The sequence below is a fragment of the Leptospira meyeri genome (genome assembly GCF_004368965.1).
Classification (GTDB): Bacteria; Spirochaetota; Leptospiria; order Leptospirales; family Leptospiraceae; genus Leptospira_A; species Leptospira_A meyeri.
On the sequence record NZ_SORO01000001.1, the window covers coordinates 1093919 to 1119001 of the forward strand.

21 protein-coding genes, 1 other RNA gene and 1 pseudogene are annotated in these 25083 nt (G+C 38.4%); 15 read left to right on the plus strand and 8 right to left on the minus strand.

The window, feature by feature from the left end:
• Nucleotide 1 precedes the first annotated feature (1 nt).
• The 4 genes from cysD to CLV96_RS05145 all read left to right on the plus strand — a co-directional run bounded on the left by cysD (nt 2) and on the right by CLV96_RS05145 (nt 4187).
• Nucleotides 2–910 (plus strand): sulfate adenylyltransferase subunit CysD, encoded by a 909-nt coding sequence (gene cysD, locus CLV96_RS05130; RefSeq protein ID WP_004788435.1) that lies wholly within the window; start codon nt 2–4, stop codon nt 908–910.
• Nucleotides 910–2142 (plus strand): sulfate adenylyltransferase subunit 1, encoded by a 1233-nt coding sequence (locus tag CLV96_RS05135; protein ID WP_004789059.1) that lies wholly within the window; start codon nt 910–912, stop codon nt 2140–2142. Before cysD ends, CLV96_RS05135 begins: the two co-directional genes overlap by 1 nt.
• A 68-nt stretch (nt 2143–2210) precedes the next feature.
• Nucleotides 2211–3281 (plus strand): TauD/TfdA family dioxygenase, encoded by a 1071-nt coding sequence (locus CLV96_RS05140; RefSeq protein ID WP_004789243.1) that lies wholly within the window; start codon nt 2211–2213, stop codon nt 3279–3281.
• The gene (locus tag CLV96_RS05145; protein WP_004788881.1) at nt 3282–4187 is read left to right on the plus strand and encodes a bile acid:sodium symporter family protein; all 906 of its coding nucleotides are present in this window, start codon (nt 3282–3284) and stop codon (nt 4185–4187) included.
• Here CLV96_RS05145 and CLV96_RS05150 read toward each other — a convergent pair.
• Nucleotides 4184–5851: an NADPH-dependent assimilatory sulfite reductase hemoprotein subunit gene (locus CLV96_RS05150; protein ID WP_004788669.1), complete on the minus strand. Its 1668-nt coding sequence runs from the start codon at nt 5849–5851 to the stop codon at nt 4184–4186. The genes CLV96_RS05145 and CLV96_RS05150 overlap by 4 nt on opposite strands.
• Before the next feature lie 7 nt (nt 5852–5858).
• Nucleotides 5859–7625: a diflavin oxidoreductase gene (locus tag CLV96_RS05155; protein WP_004788558.1), complete on the minus strand. Its 1767-nt coding sequence runs from the start codon at nt 7623–7625 to the stop codon at nt 5859–5861.
• A 165-nt stretch (nt 7626–7790) separates the two neighbouring features.
• Here CLV96_RS05155 and cobA point away from each other — a divergent pair, with 165 nt between their 5' ends.
• Entirely contained in the window at nt 7791–8576 is a 786-nt protein-coding gene (gene cobA, locus CLV96_RS05160) for a uroporphyrinogen-III C-methyltransferase (protein WP_004788443.1), read from the plus strand.
• Nucleotides 8573–9166, plus strand: coding sequence for a precorrin-2 dehydrogenase/sirohydrochlorin ferrochelatase family protein (locus CLV96_RS05165; protein ID WP_004788656.1), 594 nt, complete (start codon nt 8573–8575; stop codon nt 9164–9166). Before cobA ends, CLV96_RS05165 begins: the two co-directional genes overlap by 4 nt.
• Here CLV96_RS05165 and CLV96_RS05170 read toward each other — a convergent pair.
• Nucleotides 9163–9768 (minus strand): LBF_1134 family protein, encoded by a 606-nt coding sequence (locus CLV96_RS05170; protein WP_004788361.1) that lies wholly within the window; start codon nt 9766–9768, stop codon nt 9163–9165. The two genes, CLV96_RS05165 and CLV96_RS05170, sit on opposite strands and share 4 nt — an antisense overlap.
• A 43-nt stretch (nt 9769–9811) precedes the next feature.
• Here CLV96_RS05170 and CLV96_RS20145 point away from each other — a divergent pair.
• Nucleotides 9812–10153 (plus strand): annotated as a pseudogene (locus CLV96_RS20145) (nuclease-related domain-containing protein); the annotation flags it as partial.
• Between the two features lie 1199 nt (nt 10154–11352).
• On the opposite strand, the gene rnpB reads toward CLV96_RS20145, so the two are convergent.
• Nucleotides 11353–11701, minus strand: an RNA gene (gene rnpB, locus CLV96_RS05180) — RNase P RNA component class A.
• A gap of 105 nt (nt 11702–11806) precedes the next feature.
• Here rnpB and CLV96_RS05185 point away from each other — a divergent pair.
• A complete protein-coding gene (locus CLV96_RS05185; RefSeq protein ID WP_004788591.1) occupies nt 11807–12253 on the plus strand; it encodes an LEPBI_I1174 family sigma 54-regulated protein in 447 nt (148 codons plus the stop codon).
• A gap of 160 nt (nt 12254–12413) precedes the next feature.
• On the opposite strand, the gene msrB is transcribed toward CLV96_RS05185, so the two are convergent.
• Entirely contained in the window at nt 12414–12794 is a 381-nt protein-coding gene (msrB, locus tag CLV96_RS05190) for a peptide-methionine (R)-S-oxide reductase MsrB (RefSeq protein WP_004788485.1), read from the minus strand.
• Nucleotides 12795–12900: 106 nt separating this feature from the next.
• Between msrB and CLV96_RS05195 the strand changes: the two genes are divergently transcribed.
• The 7 genes from CLV96_RS05195 to CLV96_RS05225 are packed head-to-tail and all read left to right on the plus strand — an operon-like array spanning nt 12901 to nt 21116.
• Nucleotides 12901–13773, plus strand: coding sequence for a Rossmann-fold NAD(P)-binding domain-containing protein (locus tag CLV96_RS05195; protein WP_004789170.1), 873 nt, complete (start codon nt 12901–12903; stop codon nt 13771–13773).
• Nucleotides 13748–15301 carry a hydroxymethylbilane synthase gene (hemC, locus tag CLV96_RS05200; protein ID WP_243836411.1) on the plus strand — a complete coding sequence of 518 codons (1554 nt, stop codon included), beginning with the start codon at nt 13748–13750 and terminating at the stop codon, nt 15299–15301. Before CLV96_RS05195 ends, hemC begins: the two co-directional genes overlap by 26 nt.
• Nucleotides 15298–16251 carry a porphobilinogen synthase gene (gene hemB / locus CLV96_RS05205; RefSeq protein WP_004788534.1) on the plus strand — a complete coding sequence of 318 codons (954 nt, stop codon included), beginning with the start codon at nt 15298–15300 and terminating at the stop codon, nt 16249–16251. Before hemC ends, hemB begins: the two co-directional genes overlap by 4 nt.
• Nucleotides 16248–17531 carry a glutamate-1-semialdehyde 2,1-aminomutase gene (hemL, locus tag CLV96_RS05210; protein WP_004788763.1) on the plus strand — a complete coding sequence of 428 codons (1284 nt, stop codon included), beginning with the start codon at nt 16248–16250 and terminating at the stop codon, nt 17529–17531. Before hemB ends, hemL begins: the two co-directional genes overlap by 4 nt.
• Nucleotides 17528–18571: a uroporphyrinogen decarboxylase family protein gene (locus CLV96_RS05215; RefSeq protein ID WP_040917581.1), complete on the plus strand. Its 1044-nt coding sequence runs from the start codon at nt 17528–17530 to the stop codon at nt 18569–18571. Before hemL ends, CLV96_RS05215 begins: the two co-directional genes overlap by 4 nt.
• Complete coding sequence (gene hemN / locus CLV96_RS05220; RefSeq protein WP_004788377.1) at nt 18568–19908, plus strand: oxygen-independent coproporphyrinogen III oxidase; 1341 nt, start codon at nt 18568–18570, stop codon at nt 19906–19908. The genes CLV96_RS05215 and hemN overlap by 4 nt, the downstream gene beginning before the upstream one ends.
• Nucleotides 19905–21116, plus strand: coding sequence for a protoporphyrinogen/coproporphyrinogen oxidase (locus tag CLV96_RS05225; RefSeq protein WP_004789109.1), 1212 nt, complete (start codon nt 19905–19907; stop codon nt 21114–21116). The genes hemN and CLV96_RS05225 overlap by 4 nt, the downstream gene beginning before the upstream one ends.
• On the opposite strand, the gene hemH is transcribed toward CLV96_RS05225, so the two are convergent.
• The 3 genes from hemH to cysK are packed head-to-tail and all read right to left on the minus strand — an operon-like array spanning nt 21087 to nt 25032.
• Entirely contained in the window at nt 21087–22175 is a 1089-nt protein-coding gene (hemH, locus tag CLV96_RS05230) for a ferrochelatase (RefSeq protein ID WP_004788336.1), read from the minus strand. The genes CLV96_RS05225 and hemH overlap by 30 nt on opposite strands.
• Nucleotides 22165–24060, minus strand: a complete 1896-nt coding sequence (locus CLV96_RS05235) for a type IA DNA topoisomerase (protein ID WP_040917580.1) — start codon at nt 24058–24060, stop codon at nt 22165–22167. Before CLV96_RS05235 ends, hemH begins: the two co-directional genes overlap by 11 nt.
• A 57-nt stretch (nt 24061–24117) precedes the next feature.
• Complete coding sequence (gene cysK, locus CLV96_RS05240; protein WP_004788535.1) at nt 24118–25032, minus strand: cysteine synthase A; 915 nt, start codon at nt 25030–25032, stop codon at nt 24118–24120.
• Nucleotides 25033–25083: the final 51 nt, after the last annotated feature.

Genomic DNA, 25083 nt, shown 5'->3' on the forward strand with positions numbered 1-25083 from the left:
TATGACCGATTTACATCGACTTTCCCATCTAGACCAACTAGAATCGGAAGCCATTTATATTTTACGAGAAGTAGCAGCACAATTTGAAAGACCTGCCCTTCTGTTTTCAGGTGGAAAGGATTCGATTTGTTTAGTGCATTTAGCATTAAAAGCCTTTCGGCCTGGAAAATTTCCATTTCCTCTGGTTCACATCGACACAGGACATAACTTTGATGAGGCGCTAAAATTTAGGGACGACCTAGCTGAACGAACCGGAGAAAAACTCATTGTTCGTTTTGTGCAAGATTCGATAGACCAAGGAAAGGCCGTCGAAGAAAAAGGAAAGTTCCCTAGTCGTAATGCCATCCAAGCAGTGACACTTCTCGATACCATTGCTGAGTTTAAGTTTGATGCATGTATTGGTGGGGCTCGTCGGGATGAAGAAAAAGCACGTGCCAAAGAAAGAATTTTTTCTGTAAGAGATGAGTTTGGATCTTGGGACCCGAAACTCCAACGCCCTGAACTTTGGAATATCTATAATGGGAAAATCCATGTCGGGGAAAACGTTCGTGTTTTCCCTATTAGCAACTGGACAGAACTTGATGTTTGGGAATACATTCGAAAAGAAAACATTGAACTCCCTTCCTTATATTTTTCACACAGGAGAGAAATTGTATGGCGAGAAGACCTAGTATTTCCGGTATCGAAGTTCATCACTTTAGACAATACCGACAAAGTAGAAACAAGAACCGTTCGATTTCGAACTGTAGGTGATATGACTTGTACAGCGGCTGTAGAATCAGAAGCCAATACAATCGATGATATCATTCGTGAAATTCAAGTTTCACGAACGACAGAAAGAGGCTCTCGATTGGACGACAAACGTTCCGAAGCGGCAATGGAAGATAGAAAAAAAGGCGGATACTTTTAATGGATATTTTACGTTTTATTACGGCAGGAAGCGTGGATGATGGAAAATCAACCCTCATCGGACGATTGTTATACGATAGTAAATCGATTTTCCAAGACCAATTAGAAGCCATTGAAAAAGCAGGACAAGTGAATGGCCAAATCAACCTAGCCCTTCTCACTGATGGATTAAAAGCAGAAAGAGAACAAGGGATTACCATCGACGTTGCTTACAAATATTTTTCGACTCCAAAAAGAAAGTTTATCATCGCCGATGCACCTGGTCATGTTCAATACACGAGAAACATGGTGACTGGTGCTTCTAACTCTGATCTTGCAATCATTCTCATTGATGCCAGAAAAGGAGTCATCGAACAAACTTACCGCCATTCCTATATTGTTTCTCTCCTTCGGATTCCTTATGTAGTTGTTTGTGTCAATAAAATGGACTTAGTTGATTTTTCAGAAGAAGTGTTTTTAAACATTCAAAAACAATATTTAGACTTTGCAAAAGATCTGGATTTAAAATCCATCCACTTCCTTCCCATTTCCGCTCTCAATGGTGACAATGTGGTAGACCTATCAACTTCTATGCCTTGGTGGAAAGGGAACTCACTTCTTGGATTTTTAGAAGGAATTGAAATTCACACAGAAGAAGAATCACCTGCTCCAAGATTTCCTGTTCAAAATGTGATCCGTCCACAAACAGCTGAATACCATGATTACAGAGGTTATGCGGGTCAAATCAGAAGTGGTCACTTCACTGTTGGTGATTCCATTACCGTTTTACCAAGTGGACTAAAATCAAAAATCAAAGCTATCGATACTTATGCTGGTTCAGTCCAGACAGCTTTCGCACCGATGTCTGTTGTGATTCGATTGGAAGATGAAATTGATGTGAGTCGTGGGGATATGTTAGTTGTCAGTGGCAGTGAGCCTACCACTTCCCAAGATTTGGAAGCCCATATCTGTTGGATGGACCAAAAGGCAATGACACCTGGTTCGAAGTATTTACTGCGCCAAACAACGAATGCAGTCAAAGCTTCCATTCGGTCCTTGGAATATCGGGTGGAAACAAGCACCCATGAGAAGAAAGTACAGGAGAGCCTGGCCTTAAATGAAATCGGAAAAGTGAGCATCCGAACAGCAAAACCCGTAGCCTATGACCCTTATTCTAAAATCCGCGGAACGGGGAGCTTCGTTTTAGTAGATGAAGGTACCAACCAAACCGTAGCTGCTGGAATGTTATTGTAGAAATTTAGTTCAATATAGCAGATTTTTTCTTGATTTAATACTGCCGGTTTCGCTAAACTGGCAGTATTATGACTCAGACCACCGCTACCCGATCACAATGGATCCGCAAATCTTTCATCGGAGAGACCAAACTCCCCCTTGTCTACGAGCCCTCTGAAGAAAAGGATATACTGAGCCTTACGAAGTGGATTCAGAAAAACCAGAAAGAATGGAGAGAGGATTTAGAGACCTATGGGGCGATTCTCTTTCGTGGTTTTCCGGTTCATGAGGCAACCGACTTCCAATCCATCCTCTTCGCAACTGAGGAAAAAAAACTTGGTGAGTTTTATTTAGGAACTTCTCCAAGAGACCAAGTCGTCAAACATGTGTTTACTGCAAGTGAACTCCCTCCCCACTACCCCATCATGCAACATGCGGAGATGAGTTTCTTAGATAACCCACCTAAACTTTTATTTTTTTATGCAGAAAAAGCTTCAGAAACTGGCGGTGAAACTCCTCTCACCGATCTTCGGGAAATTTATAAAGACATTAATCCAGAAATCAAAGAAAAAATTGAGAAACATGGGATTCGCTATCGAAGGCGATATGATGGTCCATCCAAAAAAGCAAGGTTCTCTTTATGGAAAACAAAACGTTGGGATGAAATGTTTGGTACTACAAACTTAGAAGAAGTAGAAAAAATATCAAATCAAAATAGATTTCATCTAGATTGGTTTGGAAAAGATTCCTTAACCATTACCAATGAACAATCAGGATTTAGAATTCATCCGCAAGCCAAAACCATTGCATGGCATAACCATTCCCAAACCTTTCATTACCAAGCAGCTGTTAGTGAAGTTTGGAAAATTTTCAAAAAACAAAAAACAATTCGTTCTCTCAGTGTAGCACTCCTGCTCACTCTTCTAACAACCATCAAAAGAATTTCTGGATCAGAATCACACGATGTTCACGTGACTTATGGAAATGGAGATGAAATTTCGGCAAAAGAAATGAAATCTATATCAGATGTATTTTGGAAACATTTAGTGGCCATTCCTTGGCAAACGGGAGATGTACTCATCATTGACAATTTGTCAGTTTCTCACGGAAGACTTCCCTTCACTGGGCCGAGACGAATTCTTGTAGGATGGTCTGATTAAATGGATATCAATTCAGTTCGTCTCAACTTTAACAAAGACTCGGTCTATTTAATCAATGCACTAGTTGGTTTTATTATGTTTGGAATTGCCTTGGAATTAAAACTCCAAGACTTTAAACTACTTTTACGCTACCCCAAACCAGCGTTTGTTGGATTATTTAGCCAATACATATTGTTACCAATAGCCACCCTGCTTATCATTTGGGTGGTGAACCCACACCCTGGTCTTGCTCTAGGAATGGTACTAGTGGCAGCCTGTCCAGGTGGGAATATGTCTAACTTTTTCACACATTTGGCAAAAGGAAACTTAGCACTCTCTGTGAGTCTGACAACGTTTTCTTCTGCATTTGCTTTTATTCTGACTCCTATTGGATTTTTCTTTTGGGGAAATTTACTTCCCGTCACAAGAGAATACTTAAAGTCGATCTCAGTAAGCCCCTATGAGATTTTGATTTCCATCACCGTGCTCCTGGTTGTCCCACTGATACTCGGAATTCTTTTTCAAAAACTATTTCCCAAATTAACTCATACAGTGAAACGAGCAGTGCAAAGGATTTCCATTTTACTACTCGCTTTCTTTATCGTGGGTGCTCTTGCAACTAACTGGAAATTTTTTAAAGAATACATTCACCTTCTCTTTGGTCTGGTCTTCGTGATGAATCTTGCTGGACTTTCTCTTGGATACTATTTTGCCAAAATCTTCCGGTTACCTCTCAGTGATAGAAAGACAGTAGCAATAGAAACCGGAATTCAAAACTCAAGTCTTGGTCTTGCCATTGTTTTTAGTTTCTTTGATGGCCTCGGTGGAATGGCAATGATTTGTGCTTGGTGGGGAATTTGGCACCTGATCGCCGGTGCCGCGGTTGCTACTTATTGGAACAAGAGTTCGAAAGGATTGGAACCTTAATTTAAGATTCCAATTCGATTGATATAATCTCCAAAAGATTCTTTGGAATTTCTCTCTTTCGAGAACCTTCCAAAGAGTCCATCTAGTTCAGATAGAATTGCCGTCTCATCCAAATCTTCTTTATACTTACGATTGAGTCGATATCCTTCGGCATCTGCACCTAAGTGTAAATTGTATTTTCCATACGAGGTTCCCACAAGACCAATTTCCGAAATATACGGCCTTGCGCATCCATTCGGACAACCAGTCATACGGATGGAAACAGGTTCCTCTGCCAGCCCATGTTTTGTAAGAATGGGTTCAATTTTATCAATGAGACTCGGAAGGTATCTTTGTCCTTCCGCCAAAGCAAGCGAACAAGTGTTTAATGCCACACAAGCAATGGAGTTTTTGCGAATAGGCGATATTTCACTTGTCTTTCGGTGAACACCAAACTTTACAAGGATGGACTCAATGAGATCCTTATCCTTTGGGAAAATATCGGAAAGGATAAGGTTTTGATTACAAGTAAAGCGGAAAGTTGCGCGTCTGGTTTTGGAAACTTCCAGAAGCGCTGTTTTTAAATTATATCCGTGTTCATCACAAACTCTACCATTTTCCACAAATACAGTATAATGCCAGTTACCTGCCACATCCTGTTTCCAACCAAAATCATCTGACCTTTGTGTGAACTGATAATCTTTTGCAGGTTCAAAACTAATCCCCACCCGTTTTTCGACTTCACGTTTGTAGAACTCAACACCTAATCGATCCAAAGTGTATTTTAAACGGGAAAGTTTTCGATCTTCCCTATTTCCAAAATCTCTTTGAACGGTTACGATTTCATAAACAACTTTTAAAATATCTTTTTTTGGAATAAATCCAAATACTGTTCCAACACGTGGGTATGTATCTGGATTTCCATGAGTGGTTCCAAGGCCCCCACCAACAGCCACATTGAAACCGATTAGTTGTCCATTTTCAATGATAGCGATGAGGCCGATATCATTTGTGAAAAGATCTACATCGTTGTATGGTGGAATCGCAATTGCAATTTTAAACTTACGAGGAAGGTATACGTCTTTATATAATGGATCTTCAGGTTCTTCTTTTTCAGCTAAAAGATTTTCATCTAGCCAAATCTCATAATAGGCTCTTGTTTTAGGTAATAAAGATCTGCTGATTTCACCTGCATATCCGAACACTTCTTTGTGTAAGGGACTTGTGGCAGGATTTGATGTACAAGTTACATTGCGATTCACATCTCCACAAGCGGCAATCGAATCCAAAAAAACTGAATCAAAAGCTTTGATCGTAGGTTTGATTTTTGATTTCAAAATACCATGTAGTTGGACAGTTTGGCGAGTGGTGATTTTGATCGTTCCTGTGGAATTTTCGCCGGCCACATTATGTAATGCTTCCCAGTGTACTGGCCCAATCATTCCACCTGGGATTCGGAGACGAATCATAAAGGAATACAAACGTTCTAATTTTTTAGCAGCACGTTCTTCTCTACGATCCCTGTCATCTTGTTGGTACATTCCATGAAACTTAAGTAAGAGTTGGTCATCAGAACGTAAAGACCCTGTATGTTCATCTTTCAAACTCAAAGCAAGAGTTCCTCTTAAGCCCCGACTAAGACGTTTTACTTTTTCTGCTAATGTTTCTTTTTTTTGTTCTGCCATAATTCCCTCAGTAAACGTCCTTAATGTAGCGACCAGCTTCTTCTAATTCTTTTAAGTAATCAGAAGCATCTTTTCCTGTATCAAAAGTTCTTTCTGATAAAATTTCAATGAGTTTACGATCGACATCCTTACTCATCGGGTCTTTTGACCCACAAAGATAAATCACTGCACCATTTTCAATCCACTTCAAAAGTTCAGATGCATTTTCACCCATCCGATCCTGCACATAAACCTTTTGTTTTGTATCACGAGAAAAAGCAGTATTTAACTTATGTAATACGCCGGTATCCATAAGTTCCAAAAGTTCTGTTTGGTAATAAAAATCGGAGACAAAATTTCTTTCTCCAAAAATTAACCAATTTTTTCCATTCCCGGAATTTTGTTCTCTTTCAAATAAAAAACTTCGAAATGGAGCAATCCCTGTTCCTGGACCAATCATAATAATATCTGTATCTGGACTCGGTAAACGGAAGGAATTATTTCTTTGGATAAAAAAAGGAACCACATCCCCTTCTTTTAATTCTGACAAATAACCAGAACAAAAGCCTGTTTTGATTCCAGTAAAGGTTTCAATTTCGACTTCTGCGACAGTGAGGTGGACTTCATCTTCTCCATGGGCCGATGGACTGGAAGCTATCGAATAATATCTGGGAACAATCGGTTCCAATATATCTACTAAAGCTTGGAGTTCTAGTTTTTTTTCAGAGGGATTTAGAGTTAGTAAAACATCCAAATCCAATTTACCGGAAGGGATTTCTTTTCCGATCAGTCCTGCATATTTTTGAATCACTCTGTCGGGCAAAAAACGAACGGATACTTTTTTACGAAATAAATCGTAAGCCATCCATGTTTCCCCTTTGTAAGTAACACGAGTTTCCCTATCTGTTTTTAATAAAGATAGGATACGATTTACTTCATCATCACGATTGTAGGCAAGAAATCCAGCACTGTCTCCGGGAAGATAGTCAATCGGTACAGTGGTTTTAATTTCAATATGTCTTGTCGATTTACTAGCACCAATATCATTTAAAACAATATTAGTAACAACAGAACCTTCATACACAACCTTTCCACCTGATGTTGGCTTTGCGACCTGGCTTTGTGATTGTTTTGGACTTTGTGTAGTGGCAGTTTTGGAATGAGCATTGAGTTTTGCAATGAGTTCACTCATCCAGGGTTTTGCTACCAAATCAAAATCTACATCACATTTACCTAATGGTTGGATGCGTTCCGCACCTAACTTCGCCAACATAGAATCAACATCTTCACCTGTTTGGCAAAAAAGTGGATAACTTGTATCACCTAATCCAAGCACTGCGAACTTTACCTTAGATAAGGATTCTTTAGTATCTGCTAAAATTTGAATGAAAGGTTTTGCTGCTTGTGGCGGTTCTCCATCTCCATGAGTGGAGACAACGACAAATAAATATTCTTCTTCTTTTAGGTCTTTGGCTTTATAAGTATCTGTGCTTTTTAACTTAGCAGAGACACCAAGTTCCTTTAATTTTTTTACAAGTTCTGTTCCTAATTTCTTAGAGTTCCCTGTTTCTGTACCATAAACCACACTGCATTGAATCGGCTGGGCTTTTAAATTTCCATGTAAAGGGTCCCCACCTGAATCAATGCTTACAGGGGGAGTGAGAGATACATCGACACTCCCGCCAATACTTGCCTGCGTAAGGGCAGACAAATACCCAGACATCCACACCCATTCATCTTTTGTAGATTCCTTCAGTAACTGTAAAAATCGATTGCGTTTCTCATCGGATAGCATAAAAACCTATTTTTGATTTGGATTCCAGTAAAACATCCAAAAAGTCTGATAAATTGAATCTTTCCCCAGAGATACACCCCAAGTAAACCAAAAAAATGGAGATTTTGTAGAAATAATTAGCCAATCACTTGACTATTTCCAGCAATATCGCAAGATATAGCAGATATGTCCTCCAATAAGACAGAACATGGATTTGTTAGTTTTGTGAGCGGTGGCCCGGGCCCTATTGACCTTTTGACCCTCCGTGGCCGTAACCGAATTGAATCCGCCGATGTCATTCTCTACGATGCACTTCTCGATCCCGAATTCTTAGACTTATTTCCCGTGGATGCCCAAATCCTTTATGTCGGAAAAAGAGCCAATGAACATACCCGCACCCAAACCGAAATCAACTCTCTCCTTGTCGAATTCGCTAAAGACGGCAAACAAGTGGTTCGGTTAAAAGGGGGGGATGCCTCTATTTTTGGTCGACTAGCAGAGGAAATACGAAGTTTAGAAGAAGCGGAAATTCCTTTTGAGGTGATCCCGGGGGTCAGTTCAGTGACAACGGGTGTCGCTGAATTAGGTGTGTCACTCACCGTTCGTGGTGTCTCTAGACAAATCATCATTTTGGATGGTCACACCATTTTAGAAGATGAGCGCAGTTGGATGGGTATGGAAAATTTTTTAGGAACCATTGCCATTCTCATGGGAAGTAAAAAAACAAAAGAATTAGCGGAACGGTTGATCCAAAAAGGAATCGTTGGAATGACCCCGATTGTCCTTGCCGAGAATGTAGGAAGAGGAAATCCAATTTATACAACATCGACTCTCGCAGAAACTGCGTTAAACGGAATCATAAAACAATCCAGTGGGCCAGGAATTCTTTATGTAGGTGAAGCGATGCGACCGTTACTCGATCGTAAAGAAAAATTAAACAACCTTACACTTCAGAATCTATTTACAGAATGATATTTAAAAAATATCCAATCTTTTTAAATTTAGAAAACAAAAACATCCTGATCGTTGGAGGTGGCAATGCCTGTCTTGAAAAACTTAATGGCCTTGAGTATACAGGTGCCAAAATTCAAGTCATTTCCATTGAGATTAGTGATGAAGTAAAAACCTTTTTAACAAAATACCCCGAAATCAAAATAGAAGAACGGCCAGTTAGAGAAGAAGATTTATGCCATAGAGATATTATTTTTTTAGGAACAAACGATCCAGAAACCAATCAAAAATTTAGGACCTTGGCAAAAGAAAAAGGAATTTGGGTAAACTCAGTCGACGATCCAAAAAATTGTGATTTTTATTCTTCATCAACTGTATCTGTTGGCCCTGTCCAATTTGCAATTTCTACCGACGGTAAATTTGCAGGTGTATCCTCTACACTCCGGAAACTCTTTGAAGAAATTCTTCCAGAAGAAGATCATGAACTAATGGAAACACTTTTTGAAATGAGAAGGAATCTAAAGGAGATCCTTCCTGACCATCAGGAAAGAAGACTTGCCTTAAAAGAAATCATTCAAAATTTAAACTCGAAATACTTCCACAATTCCTAGTTAGATTCGGGATAGATCTGAATGGTTGTAAGTGGGTGTTCGTTAGACCAAACTGAATGTAAGGGTATATTCACAATCATCTTTTCATTGCTATCAAGCCTTGCCGTCCATTCACCAGGAGTTCTTGGTTCCGAAAATTTTACTTTTTTAATTGAGAAAGGGAACTGAATTTCGATTTGTATAAATTCCACCAGCGTATTGAAACGAAGTAAGTCATCTCGTAATTTAGCTTCGTTTAAAATAGAATTAATTTCATCTCTATTGATCTCAAGGGCTGACAAAAGCGCAGATGTTTTACTAGTATCAACAACAAGTTGGATTTCATGGGTTTGATCTTCCGTAAACTCAATCAATCGAAATCCTGGTGGAAGGATATGTGTATAATCTTTAAAACGATAGGCCCTTTCTTTGATACGTATCTCAAGTTCCCCTGTAGAAACAAGTCCCGTTCCGAAAGGCAGTCCTGAAGTTGTTTTTGTGATTTTTTTCTGATACAATACCAAATCACCGGAGCGATCAGGTTTAATCTTTATTTTAATATTTCCACCGGCGCAGGCACAAAACAATAGGCAGAAAAATAAGGTTGGTGGTATCAGTTTCATATCACCAATGGAAACACTGGCAGTCAGTTTACAGAACTAAAAAATGATCTATCCCAAACAGTTTCACGGAAAAGCGAAAGATATTTCGCTAGAATCCCATTTTTATAACCGCTTTTCCAAAGAAATCCGCCTAAATTGTAATATTTATTATTCGCTTACCCTCATCACTCCCGACATCCCAATGAGGGAAATTGACTTCCTTGTAGTCTCACCCTATGGTGTGATTACGATTGAACTCAAAAACGGGAAGTGGAGACAAAAAAAAGGTGAATGGGAATTTTATAACGTAAGAGAGAGAGATTGGAAACCTGTTGAAGGAAAATCTTATTCAAATCCAATCGAACAAGTCCAAACACAAAGAGACCTAATTCGTGAATTTTTTAAAAACCATAACCAACTCACTGATTTATTTCCAGTAGATTATTATGATAGTGCTATATTCTTTTTAAAAAATGAAAGGAAAGAATTTCATTTGCCGAATGATATGCACTTGTATGTATTTGGAGGAAAAGAAGTAGAGGATGACATTGATTTAAATTCTATTTTAGAATCTATCTTCTTTCGATACAACAGAGAACCATTACCGGAATCTGTTTTAGTAAAAGCTCACGAGATTATTAAAAAAAATCTAAACTTCTTTCAGACTTTTCGATCTCAAAAGGAAAGAGAAGAAGAAAATTTACTATTTTTCACCAAAGAACAGTTTCAACTTGTTGAAGGAATCAACAACTATTCTCATAATATAGTTTTTGGTAGTACTGGTTCAGGAAAATCAATTCTTGCAGGAGAGTTGGCATTACAAAATGCACGAGCTGGAAAAAAAGTTTTATTATGGCAAGGCGCAAAAGCACTATATGAAATTTGGAAAGATGAGTTAGCCAATATTCCAGAACAAAACAATATTGAACTAATTACCAATATAAACGAAATCAATCACAACAATATTGATCTTTTGATCGCAGATGGTATAGAAGATGTGTTAGATCAAAAACCAGAAAAGGAAGTTTTACTATTTTTATCAAAATATTTTTGGGAGCATAAAAACTGGATCATTTTTATATCTCGCCAATTTAAGTATATGGCTTCGCCAATGTTAGATTATTGGAACTCCCTTCCTGTTCATGTATGGGATATCAAACGAAATATCAGGAATTCACCAGAAATTGTCAACTTCGCTAATGCTCTACTCAATGATTTTTCTGAATCACCGATCCAAAACCATCTTTCGGATATCCAATTTATAAAAAATGATGAGGATGTCTCAGACCAAATTAGATGGTGCTTTGGATATGCAAAAAAAGTTTTAGAAGTAGAAAACGATGAAATCGTTGTCATCTACAAATCGGAAGAATACATTATGCAGGCCGGATTAAAACAATTTCTGAATGAGAATGGTATGCGCCATTACTCTTCAAAAGAATTTGTTGGAATGGAAGAAACCTGCGGGATCCTCATCGGTTTCGAAAATTGGAACCAAACAGAAACAAGAACAATACTTGCAGAAACCATTTTGAAAATTAGAAGTTTAGTATGTGTATTTTATCCACCTAACGAAGAAGAAGTAATACAATCCATTTTGAAAAAAAGTGACTCTGGCCCATAAGCCGGATTCTGTTCTATGCGACCATTTATCTGATGCTCTCTACCCACAACCTGGCGGGACATGCTCATAACGGTTGATTACTTGAGATTGCACATCGGAGGGTTTACCCGCCTCTATCCTTACAAATAGAGCGGTGGGCTCTTACCCCACCATTTCACCCTTACCTACCAAAATAGGCGGTTTACTTTCTGTTGCACTTTCCGTCCCTTGTTTTCCATTTCTAGAACCCAAAAGCCCAAGTGTTACTCGGTCCGATTGTCCCCTAGTGTCCGGACTTTCCTCCCCTTTCCTCCCGGAAGGCAGGAAAAAGGCGATCGCTCGGCCAGAGTCAGTTTCATTGGAAACTCAGTATCGATATCGTCTATGAGTATTTATTCCAATTGGCACAAATTATGCACTCAATAGACAGAAGGGAGTCAGTGAGGCACCAATTGTATGATCAAATACCAAATTGCTATACTATTCATCATTTCTTTTGGTTTGTATGCAAATCCCCTCCTGGATGAATCCGCAGATGACATCCTTCGCAGCACGAGGCTTTCCCGTATTCCATCAGTCATCCTGAGTTTGGAAGAAAGAGCGATTGTCAAAATGGAAAGTAACGACCTACTCTCTGCAAGGGAAGACCTAAAAAAAGCCATTCAATTAAAACATGCGATCGGTATGAAAGAGTCCGAAGGGAACGCAGGCCTACTCTTGCAGATTTCAAAATTGGAATCCCGGTTAGGGAATCGATGCGAAGCCAACCAATACTCTCACTTAGCAAAACGAATTGCTCTCCGTATCGGTGTGAATCTAGGGGCTGTTGCGTTCGACCGAGCCGCCATGCCCGACAATAGAAAACCTGACGGCTGTGTCGAAGTATCCTGGTTAAAAGAGTAAGTGACTTACCAAAGAAAGTGGGTATCAAAAGCAAACGACTTTCTTTAGTAATTCATTTTCAAAAGTAACCGACTTTCTTTAGTAACTCGCTTTCAAAAGTAACCCACTTTCTAAGGAAAATCCTTAACCTCAAAACAAATAAGACAAACTCTACCTTAGTTCATTCTTTTTGAAATTTTAGGGAAGCGGAGTTAACGCAATAACGTAAACCAGTTGGCCTTGGTCCATCGGGAAAAACATGTCCAAGATGGGCTCCGCAGTTCTGGCAATGAATCTCGGTTCTTACCATACCATGGCTTTGGTCTGACTCCGTTCCCACTGCTTCCCTGCGAACCGGCTCGTAGTAACTAGGCCAACCACTACCAGAATCATATTTTGCGTTCGAAGAAAACAAAGCTTCACCGCAACAAACACAAAGATAAGTACCTTGTTCCTTATGTTCATAATATTCACCGGTAAACGGGCGTTCGGTGCCTTTTTCCCTAGTGACTTGGTATTGTAAGGGAGTGAGTTTTTCTTTCCAATTTTCTTCTTTCTTCATAAACCAATCCTTATTAATTGAGACTAAGTTTCAATATCATATTTTATTTTTTTAGAGACTGACAATCTTGTGACAGTTGGAACTTTGTATTTGATAGAATAAAATTATGTGGTCGAACCTGATTCTATTACATTCAAATGATCCCGTCGGCAATCCTTTAGACGATGCCGGTTTAGAGGTTTGGCAAACTTGCCAAAGGAATATTGCATTTGGTGATCGACGCCTTTTCCCCATCGCAGAATCCGAACGTTTTTATAAAGGTTACGAAGTTTTTCACGGATTTGAAGCCTACCGGTTTTTACTCGAAGTTGTTTCCGGCTTACGATCCAAATTGTTTGGAGAATCAGAAATCCAAGCACAGTTTCGCGATCGTTTCCGGGAAGAAAAAGTAAATGAATCTACATTTGCGTTATCTCTCTTACGATTACGAGACCAAATATTGGAACACACAAAACAAATTCGTTCCAAATACTTAACCGGACTTGGAAGACAAACGTATGGAAGTGTTGCTGAATCTTATTTGCAAAAACACAAATCTGTTACCTTACTTGGGACTGGAAAACTTGCGACGTCAATTCTTCCTTATCTAATTTCAAAAGACAAAGAAGTCCGACTCATTGGTCGAAACCAAACAAAACTAAACGACTTACAAAAGGAATTTCCAATCACAACTCATCACTGGGAAGACTACCAACCAGGAGAAGAGGCAATCGTCATCGCTTCAAGTTTTTTACCATTTAACTGGGATTCCATGATAGAAAGTTCATCTTTCATTTTGGATTTTAGAGAAACGACTATCAAAAACCATAATTATAAAAATTACATTCCTCTATCGCAAATTTTAAGTGATCTCCAAGAAACGGATGAACAAATTCAATCGGTTAAAATGGACTTACAATTTTTTCTGACGGAACTCACTAGGGAACGGGAGGAAGAACAAATACATATTATGAATGGCTGGGAAGATTTACTTGTCTGATATCATCAAGGTAGGAGGAAGGTCCTCCCTTCTTTCTCGAATTCAAATTCTATCCGTAATCAAAACACTCCGACAAAAAAACAAAACAAAAGAGTTCCAAACAGTTTTTAGAGAATCTGCAGGCGATAAAGATCTCAAAACACCGCTTTGGCAATTTGCAGGGCAAGGAATTTTTACAAAAGACCTCCAAGAAGATTTATTAAATCATAAAATTGATATCGCCATTCATTCCTGGAAAGATATGGATTTAAGAGAACGTAAAGACACACTTTTAGTTCCCATCTTACCAAGAGAAGATGTTCGAGATGTTTTGTTATTCAAAAGAAACAAATGGATCTCCGCACCAACAGAAATTACGATCCTTACTTCTTCTCCACGAAGAGAACATCATATTCATGATTTTGTAAAATCCTACTTTCCAACACCGATTAATTCCTTCCAGGTCAAAATCGAATCTGTCAGAGGAAACATCCAGACAAGACTTCGAAAATATATGGAACATGAAAATGGAGGGATCCTCGTTGCGAAAGCGGCTTTAGATAGAATCCTTAGTTTCAATGATGAAGAAAACCAAATCCCTGAGCTTGGCGACGTAAAACAATTAATTAGAGAAACAATCAACCTTTCACTATTTATGGTGATGCCTTCTTCTATTTTCCCTAGTGCCCCCGCTCAGGGTGCCCTTTGTGCCGAAATAAGAAAAGAAGATAAACTTTTAAAAACAATCTTAAGAGAAATTTCTGATGCAGATGCTGAATTAACAGCAAACGAAGAAAGAAAAATTTTGTCGCAATATGGTGGTGGGTGCCATCAAAAAATCGGAGTTTCTGTCTTAACGAGAGATTACGGAAAAATAACTTTTGTTAGAGGAGAAACAGAAGATGGAAAAACTTTATTTACAAAAGAATTGTCAGGTAGCCCCAATCTTAACTTCCACCGAAATGAAGTTTGGCCTCCGAACGCAAAGATGGCAGCAAGACAGAGGGAACGGTTAACGTATTCCATACCGAAAGATGTAGATGTATTTGTCTCCCGAGGTTATGCATTCCCTCTCGATTTATCAGTAAACCCAACAAATCAAATCCTCTGGTCCGCTGGACTTTCGACCTGGAAAGACTTAGCTCTTAGAGGATTTTGGGTAAATGGAACCTGTGACGGATTAGGTGAAAGTGAACCACCAAACATTGAACTTCTCTTGGGAAGGAGTCCAAAGTTTGTTAAACTGACTCATGTAGACTCTGACAAACATAATAGCATTTATCCAGTTGTCCCAACTTATTTTGTTTCTGCACCGGAAATCCCTGTTCCTTTTGATATTTCGAAAATCAAAGCAGCCTATTGGCGGAGTGGTTCGGAATTTGATATCATCACTAAACGATTTCCTGAATTATTAAATGTAATTCATTTTGTAGGACCTGGATCAACATTTAAAAAAATCAAACAGATGATAGGTGAAACTGCAGCATCAACCAGAGTTTTCGTATCACTTTCATTTGATTCTTGGGTAGAAAGGTATATAAAACCATGAAAAAACAAACACTACGATTACGTTCCAATCAATACTTAAGAAACTTAGGCGAAACAGGATCATTAAATGTAAACAAAATGATCCAACCACTTTTCCTTGCAGAAGGTATTTCTGAAAAGGAACCAATCAAAGGATTACCAGGTGTTTATCGCGATACAAATCAATCCATTTTAACACAAATTGAATCCGATTTAATAGCAGGAGTATCTCAGTTTTTATTATTTATGGTGCCAAAAGATAAATCGGACACCAGTTTTCCAAAGGACTTTTATCATTCTAACATCAGCCTTATCAAAAAAAACTTTCCCAATATGTTTCTCTGGTTAGACACCTGCATCTGTTCTGTGACAACAACAGGGCATTGTTGCCACTTCCACAAATCAGGAACCATAGATCTTGAATTAACTTTAAAACGATTATCCGACCTTGCATTAATTTATGCTGATGCAGGAGCAGATGGAATTGCTCCAAGTGATATGATGGATGGTCGAGTCGGTTCACATAGAAAAATATTGGATGCAAATGGACATACAATGGTTCCGATCATGAGTTATTCCACAAAATTCAAAAGTAACTTTTACGGACCATTCCGCGGTGCTGCCGATTCCTCACCACAATTTGGAGATCGAAGCGGATACCAACTTGATGTTCGTGATCGTGATACTGCAATCCACACATCCATTCGAGATAAAGAAGAAGGTGCAGATTTACTTATGGTTAAACCTGGAATGACTGCAATTGATCTTATCGGACCGATCAAAGAAAAAACAGGACTTCCTACCGGTGCTTATCAAGTCAGTGGCGAATATGCCAGTTTGGTGTATTTAGCCAACGAAGGATTTTTAAATTTTGAAGATGGATTAAAAGAAACTTGGGATGTCTTCAGAAGAGCCGGGTCTTCATATTTAATTACATATGGTGCAAGAATTGCACAAAGGTTGTATTCATGAATTCAGAAGAACTCTTTCTTCGTTCTAAAAATGTTGTTCCTGGTGGCGTACATAGCCCTGTTCGCTCCTTTGCCTCTGTTGGCGGTACACCGGTTTTTTTCAGTGAAGCAAATGGCGCCTATTTAAAGTCAGTTGAAGGAAAACAATACATAGACTATTGTTTAAGTTTTGGTCCACTTCTCTTCGGCCATAGACATCCAGAAATTCAAGAAGTAGTGGAAGATACAGTAAAAAAAGCTTGGTCCTTTGGTGCCTGTGAACCTTATTCTCTGGAGCTAGCTGAGTTCATCACAAGCCGTATTCCTTGGGTAGAAAAAATTCGTTTTGTCAATTCTGGGACAGAAGCAGTAATGAGTGCTCTCCGCGTGGCAAGAGCAGCCACTGGAAGAAGTAAAATTTTGAAATTTGACGGATGTTATCATGGACACCTCGACCAATTACTTGTAAAAGCAGGTTCCGGTCTTGCCGGTCTCAGTTCCAGCGATAGCAAAGGGATTGGTCCCGAGATCATTCAAAATACACTCGTATTACCATTAGATGATGAAGATGCTTTAGAAAAACTGTTTCAAGAACAGGGAAAAGATATCGCATGTCTTGCGATAGAACCCGTCCCCGCAAACTATGGACTCCTTCCCCAAAGAACTGAATTCTTAAAAAAATGTAGAGAACTTACAAACAAATATGGCACATTACTTTTGTTTGATGAAGTGATCTCTGGGTTCCGAGTATCATTTCAAGGTATGGCAGGACTTACTGGAATTGTTCCAGACTTAGTTTGTTATGGAAAAATCATCGGTGGTGGTTTTCCTGTGGGAGCCTATGCCGGTAAAAAAGACTTAATGGATTTGGTTGCACCAAGTGGCCCGGTGTACCAAGCGGGAACTCTATCAGCAAATCCCGTTGGTATGCGGGCAGGTTTAAAAACTTTAACCAAAGCTTGGAATGAAAATCCTTACCCTGAATTAGAATCAAAAACTAAAAAACTCACTTCTGGTATTTTGAAATTATTAGAAGAGTCAGGTGAAAATGATTGGGAAGCCGTAACATTCGGGAGCCTATTTTGGTTAAAAGGAAAAACAAAAAATACTGTTCGAACCATAACTAACATCCCTAGCGATCATAAAGCAAAATTCGCAATTTTTTTCCATAAACTTCTAAATGCTGGTGTGTATCTTGCCCCAAGTGGATATGAAGTTGGATTTTTATCCACTGTCCATAGTGACGAAGTAATAGAAGAAACCTTAAACAAAACCAAACAGGCGCTAAAGGAAATAAAATGATCACTACTACATTCAGAAATGAAAGATTTAGAAATGCTTTAAACCTAATTCCGCAATCAGTCCCACCGATATGGTTTATGCGCCAGGCAGGTAGATACCACTCTCACTACCGTAAACTTAAAGAGACTTATAGTTTTATGGATTTATGCAAACAACCAGAACTTGCAGCAGAAGTAGCAATTGGACCGGTCAAAGAATTTGGTTTTGACGTGAGCATTCTTTTTTCCGATCTTCTATTTCCCCTAGAAGCACTCGGAATGGGATTAAAGTATGATCCAGGCCCTAAACTTTCATTTTCTCTCACTTCTGAAAATGATTTAAAACGTTTAAAAACTCCGGAAGAAGCAATTGAAGGATTAAAATTTCAAAAAGAAGCAGTCATTCGAACAAGAGAAGTTTTACCAAAAGATGTTTCTCTCATTGGATTTGTAGGTGGACCCTTCACACTTATGACTTATGCAAGTATAGGCAAACATGATGGAAATCTTTCCTTTATCAAAACCAACCAAAACTTCGTAGATCAATTATATTCAATCCTAGTTCCTCTATTGAAACAAAACATAGAGTTACAACTGCAAGGCGGAGCAGAAGTGGTTATGATTTTTGATACGGCGGCAGGAATGTTGGATCCCTATAACTTCAATCGTTACGTAGTAGAACCGATTTCTGAGTTTGCAAAAATCTATCCAAAACAAATTGGTTATTATGCTAAAAATTCAACAGAAGAACATATTAGACGAATTCATGAAATCCCATACCTAGCAGGATTTGGAGTAGACCATCGTTTTTCGATTTCTCAGACATTAAAAACCTTCGGTGGGAAAGGTTTTATCCAAGGAAACTTCGATCAAGAGCTACTGTTTGCTGATCCAAATACTCTTAAACACAAAATTAGAGAGTATCTTTTATCCATCAAAGATTTAGATCCGAAAGAAAGAAAAGGATGGGTGGCTGGCCTTGGTCATGGAGTTTTACAATTTACACCCGAAACTTCCATTCATCTCCTCATTGACGAAACAAGGAAGGTATTTAGCGAATGAAACATCTACTCGAAAAATATGATACGCCTGCCCCAAGATACACGAGTTATCCGACAGTTCCTTATTGGACTGACTCTCCTACTTTAGATGAATGCATACAATCATTGGATACATATCTATCTCCTAAAGATTCAAAATTAGCAATTTATCTCCATATCCCCTTTTGTGAAACATTATGCACTTTCTGTGGTTGTAATACTTCCATCACAAAAAATCATACGGTAGAAGAACCCTATGTCACTGCCCTAAAAAACGAATTGCATCTATATTCAGAAAAAGTATCAAGTTTAAATGGAAAGAACTTAAGTGAACTTCATTTAGGCGGCGGAAGTCCAACTTATCTCTCCGATTACAATTTACAATCCACGATCGAATTTATTTTAACTAAATTAAATCCGGCAGAAGATCCACAATATTCCATCGAAGTAGATCCGAGGAGAACAAGAATTTCCCAACTCAAACTTTTACAAAAGTTGGGATTTCGAAGAATTAGTTTGGGAGTTCAGGATTTTGATCCAGAAGTCCAAAGGTTAGTCAACAGAATCCAACCCTTTGAACTCACAGAAAATATCACTTTAGAAGCAAGAGTTCTAGGGTTTGATTCTATCAATTTCGATTTAATCTATGGATTACCAAAACAAACCCTCGATTCCATGCAGTATTCGATAGAAAAAACTTTGGAACTAAAACCAGACCGAATCGCATTTTATTCTTATGCACATGTTCCATGGATTAAGGCCTCACAAAGATTATTCACAGAAAAAGATCTTCCTGAACCCACTTTAAAACGTGATCTTTATGAAATGGGAAGATCGTTATTAGAAAAAGAAGGTTACCGTGAAATTGGAATGGATCACTTTGCCCTACCTCACGATAAATTATGGAAAGCGTTCAACGAAAATAAACTCCATAGAAATTTTATGGGTTATAGTGAATCAAAAACAGATGTTATGTTAGGGCTAGGTTCATCTTCCATTTCTGAAACTCCAAATCTATTTTTTCAAAACCAAAAACTAGAAATGAAGTATCGTAAATCTATTTTAGATGGAACCATCCCGATCCTACGTGGACACAAATTGACTCGATCAGATCAAAAGAGAAAACAATTAATTTTAGATTTAATGACCTCTTGGAAAGTGAAAGTTCCGAACGATATCAAATCCCATGTCTCGAACTTTTTGCAAGAGATGGAATCAGACAAGCTTGTTCATTGGGAAGAGGAAACACTTATCGTTACCGAGCTTGGCAAACCATTTTTACGAATTGTTGCCATGGCCTTCGATGAAAAATTGCAACTTAGTCAACCGACAAAACCAGTGTTCTCAAAAGCGATATGAACAGAAAAGTTCATATCATTGGAGGAGGAATTACTGGATTATTTCTTGCTTACCATCATACAAAACGTGGTGACTCCGTAATTTTGTATGAACAGTCAGAAAAGTTAGGTGGAGTGATTGGCACTAAAACTGTAGAAGAAGGATTAGTGGAACTTGCTGCCAATGGAGTATTACTGACAGACAAAATCAAACTTATGTTAGATGACATTGGCCTAACTCCGCTTTTCCCGAACAAAGCTGCGAAAAGAAGATACTTTTGGGTAAAGGGGAAAATTTCTAGGTTACCTATTTCAATATTAGCTGGACTAAAACTTTTATTTGCCATTGGATTCAAAAAGATAAAGTTTAATCAAACTCAAAACTTCGAAACCTGGGCCTGTCAAATGTTTGGGACTTCGGTTACAAAAAATATCATTGAACCCGCCATCGGTGGAGTTTACGGAACAAGATTGGATGCGCTTCAAGCAGAATCAATTTTTTCTAACTGGGATGGCTCAGGGAAAAACACGATCTTAAAAGAAATCAAAAAGAAAAAAGGAAAATCTCTCGGAACTGTATCTTTTCCCCAAGGAATGGGTGATCTCGTTTCTTATTTAGTCCGATACTTAGAACCTAGAATAGAAATCAAAACCAATTACCCAATGCAGACTTTGGATGAAATCTTAAAATGGGAAGGTAAGATCCGATTTTGTATTTCATTAAAAAGTTTAATCTCAGTACTTGGAAACCGAATCCAACCAAACGAAACACCTAACTTACTTTCGATTACAACCATTACAAGATTTGGAAGATTCCACCTAACCAAAAAACCCTGTTTTGGTGTCCTCTTTGCAAAAAACGAAGGAATCCGCGCACTCGGTGTCTTATCCAATTCTGATATCTTTCCGGGCCGGTCCAAACATGGACTCCACTCAGAAACATGGATTTATCCAGAATCGGCCAAACAATCGGAAAATGAATCTTGGGAATCCATACTCGAAAAAGATCGTGAACGTATTACAAATAAAACCGATTCGCCTAACGAAGTGTATATTACTTCGTGGAACGGCGTATTTCCAGCTTACGATAGAAAGTTATTTGAGTTTAACCGTATTATGGATGTTATGGAAGCCGATTGGTTAAAAAAAGGAATCGATATTCGTTTTTTTGGGAATTATAGAAAAGGAATAGGGCTCAGATCACTTTTTGAATCGACAAGTAGTGAGTGACTCTCCTCCCATTTTTTTACATAAACATTCATTGATCGAACCGTCGGCCAACAATACTTTCTCTGCAAGGTATTCCAAAAACGGAAGATACGTACCAAATGCTGGAATTCGAATAAAATCTTTCGCTCCTGAATCTAAGGCAAGATTTTTAAACTGTTCTCCAATTTCTTCCAAGGTTTCTAAGTGATCACTGACAAAACTGATAGGAAAAACTGCGATTGATTTACCTTCTTTCGCAAGAGACTCTATCAAACTTAATGAACTCGGTGCGGTCCATTCTGCAGGTCCTACCTTACTTTGATAAGATATATGTGATTTTCCAAGGAATCCATAAGATCGTAAAACTTCAGTGATCCCCAAAACAGAGGATTCAATTTCTTGCATGTATTGGTCTCCTTTCCGGATCAACCGCATAGGAACTCCATGAGCAGAAAACACCAAATCAAGATTTTTCCAATCGTTCGCTAATTTGCCTTTCGGAAAATGTAAAAAATCTGCTTCATTCAAAACACCAGAGAAAAAATCAAAAATGAACCTAGCTGATATTTGGTGGTATTTTGAGTCGCGAGCAAAAGTTGGAACATATCCCCCACTCCCAATAGGGCATTCATGAAATTTTTTTTCTAAATGACTAAGAGTAGAAAGTACAGTAGAACGAGAAAATTGTGGATATAACGGCAGATAAATTGTGTTAGGACTTGGTTTTTCAAATTTGGGATCTCTGATATGAGGAAAACCACAGGTCATTGCCACATTGACTGTCCAATCGATTGAAGTTTTGTCGTTTAAGATTTTTTCCAAAACTTTGGCTTGTTTTTCTGTTTCTGAAACCAACGGAGAACCACCCCCAAATCCCATGGATTCATATGTTCTTTTCACTTTGGGGGTTCTCTTTTTGGCAATCAAACGTGCCAAAGGCAATCGCAAAAATTCAGGCAAAGGCAAATCGAAAACAAAAGGATCCGTGAATAGATCCGTCAAAAAAACTTCAATTTCGTCAGATGTCCGTGGACCACCCAAATTCACGAGAATGAGTGTTTTCTTTTGTTTATGATTCATAAGTGATGTAGTCACAATGCGGGTAACGCGAGCAGAAATAAATGGTTTTTCCTTTTTTCCCTAGTTTCGTTTTCACAACACCTTCTTTGCAAACGGGACAAGTTTTTGCATTCGTCTGCTCTTTGGGAATAGAAATTTTAGTTGTAGAGGCTTTTATCCTTGCGGAACGATTTGGGTTGGGTTTTGTGTAAGAACCAGGAAGAGTTTCTTCTTTATATTTGGGATACTTTCTTTCCGTACTCGTATATTTTTTTCTCGGCGTACGCAACAAACCTAGCAAACTATCATAAAAATTTTGGATCAGATCGATACGTGATGATTTATCCTCGGTAATTTGGTCTAACTTGTTTTCCAAGTCTTTGGTGAATGATTCTCCAATCATCTCTTGAAAATTAAGAAAAAGATAATCATCCACTATCATTCCAAGGGTTGTTGGCCCAATGGACTTATGATATTCTACGATGTATTTTCTTGTTCTTAAGGTCTCAATGATACTTCCATAAGTGGATGGCCGCCCCACTCCTGTATCTTCCATCTTTTGTACTAGTTTGCCTTGTGTGTATCGAACGGGTGGTTCCGTTTGTTTTTCTTCGATAGAGTGCGAATCATATAAAAACTGCTCTCCTATCTTCCAATCAAACTTCTTCGAGCTTTTTTTCTGATCCCTTTTTCTAAAAGCCTTAAATCCAGAATCTGTGATGAATTCATTTTTATAGATAAAAACATGATTGTTTTTATGGAATTCATAAACGGTTTCCTCACCTAACTCTGGCTTCATTAGCGAGGTCAAAAAACGATCCCAAATCAAGCTATACAAACTTCTTTCTTCATTTGATAAATAAGAACCAATGACCTCTGGACTATAATCTGGACGAATGGGGATCACGGCCTCATGGGCATCTTGAGAGTATTTTTTTTGTTTTTTGGGAGAGATAGATCCTTCCAAAACCAAACCGGGAAAATGTTTTTTTAAGTAATTCACTCCTAATTCTCGTTTCGAATCGGACACACGAGTACTATCCGTACGCATATAGGTGATAATGCCAATTCGTTCTCCAGAACCAATGGATTTTCCCTCAAAGAGCGTTTGGGCTAGTTTCATTGTTTTTTTGGAATCAAAACCTAAGATACGAAAACTTGTTTCGAGTAAACTTGCTGTAGAGAATGCCGGTGGTGGATTTCTTTTGATATTTTTCTTTTTGATCTCGGATAATAGAATTTCTTTTAGCTGATTTGGTTCCGGTAGGATTTTTATATCCGTAAGGACTTTTTGGATCGATTTAGAATCTAATTTATCTTTTGTTTGATGGTCTAAAACCACAGTCTCGCCAGAAACAGAACCATGTAATTTCAACTGGTAGTAAATCTCTTTAGAGAAGTTTTGAATTTCTTTTTCTCTTTCACAGATCCAATGTAAGACGGTGGATTGCACACGTCCTGCTGATAAGGAAGAAATTTTTAATTGTTTCCATAAATCAGGTGAAACCTCAAATCCAAAAATTCGATCTACTATTCGTCTTGCAATTTGTGATTCAATCTCTGCTAAATCCAAACCAGATTTAAGTTTGATCTGACGGTCTACTTCCGCTTTGGAGATTTCCTTTAAACGAAGGCGAAACATTGGTTTTTTGAGTTTCACCAATTCATCAAAACAATGTTTGGCGATAATTTCTCCCTCTCGATCGGGGTCACTAGCAATATAAATGATGGAAGCTAATTTGGCTTTGGTTTTGATTGCGGAAAAAATTGTTTTTTTTCCTTTTAACCATTCGTATTCCGGTTCAAATGAATTTTGAAAATCGATCCCATAGGATTTGGTTGGTAGGTCTTTTATATGACCTTTGGTAGCAACAACAACCCAATCCTTATCTAAATAAGATGCGATTGTTGTTGCTTTTGTCGGTGATTCGACTATTAAAAGTTTGGTGATAATTGGCCCCGATTAAACAAACAATCCTTCAACAGATAGGTATCTTTCTCCTGTATCATAACAGAAAGTAAGAACCTTAGAACCTGCAGGAATTTCTTTTAATTTTTTCGAAACAGCAGCAAGACTAGCACCGGAAGAAGTTCCAATAAAAATTCCTTCTTTTTTAGCTGCAAGAACCGCCATAGTAAAGGCTTCATCTTTCCCAACTGTAATGATCCCATCAAGCAATTCTGTTTTACAGTTTTTAGGAATGAATCCAGCACCAATTCCTTGGAGGGGGTGTGGGCCAGGTTTACCACCACTGAGAACAGGAGAACCTTCTGGTTCCACAGCAAATACTTTGAGTTTTGGGAATCTCTTTTTTAAATTCTCAGCACATCCTGTGATATGCCCACCAGTACCAACGCCAGTGATGATATAATCCAAACCGTCAGGGAAATCTTTTGCAATTTCTTCTGCTGTTTTCTCTCTATGAACTTGGATGTTGGCTTCGTTTTCGAACTGTTGCGGCATCCAAGCATTAGGATTGGCAGCTACAATTTCTTGTGCTTTTGCAATCGCGCCAGGCATCCCTTTTTCCCTTGGTGTTAATTCAAACTTTGCTCCATATGCCGCCATAATTCTTCTTCGTTCCACAGACATATGCTCTGGCATTACGAGTGTAATCGCATAACCTTTTACAGCTGCCACCATCGCAAGACCGATCCCGGTGTTTCCGGAAGTTGGCTCCACAATAAAAGAATCTTTTTTTAATTTTCCTGATTTTTCTGCTTCTTCAATCATAGCGAGAGCAATTCGATCTTTGATTGATCCGCCAGGATTTTGTCTTTCGAGTTTCATATAAACTTCATGGTCGGTTCCAAAAAGTCGTGACAATCTTACGTGAGGTGTATTTCCGATGGCTTCTAGAATGCTATTTAATTTCATAATTTCTCCGCTCTGTCACATTTTAAGAGAAAAAGCGGATTTGTCCACAAT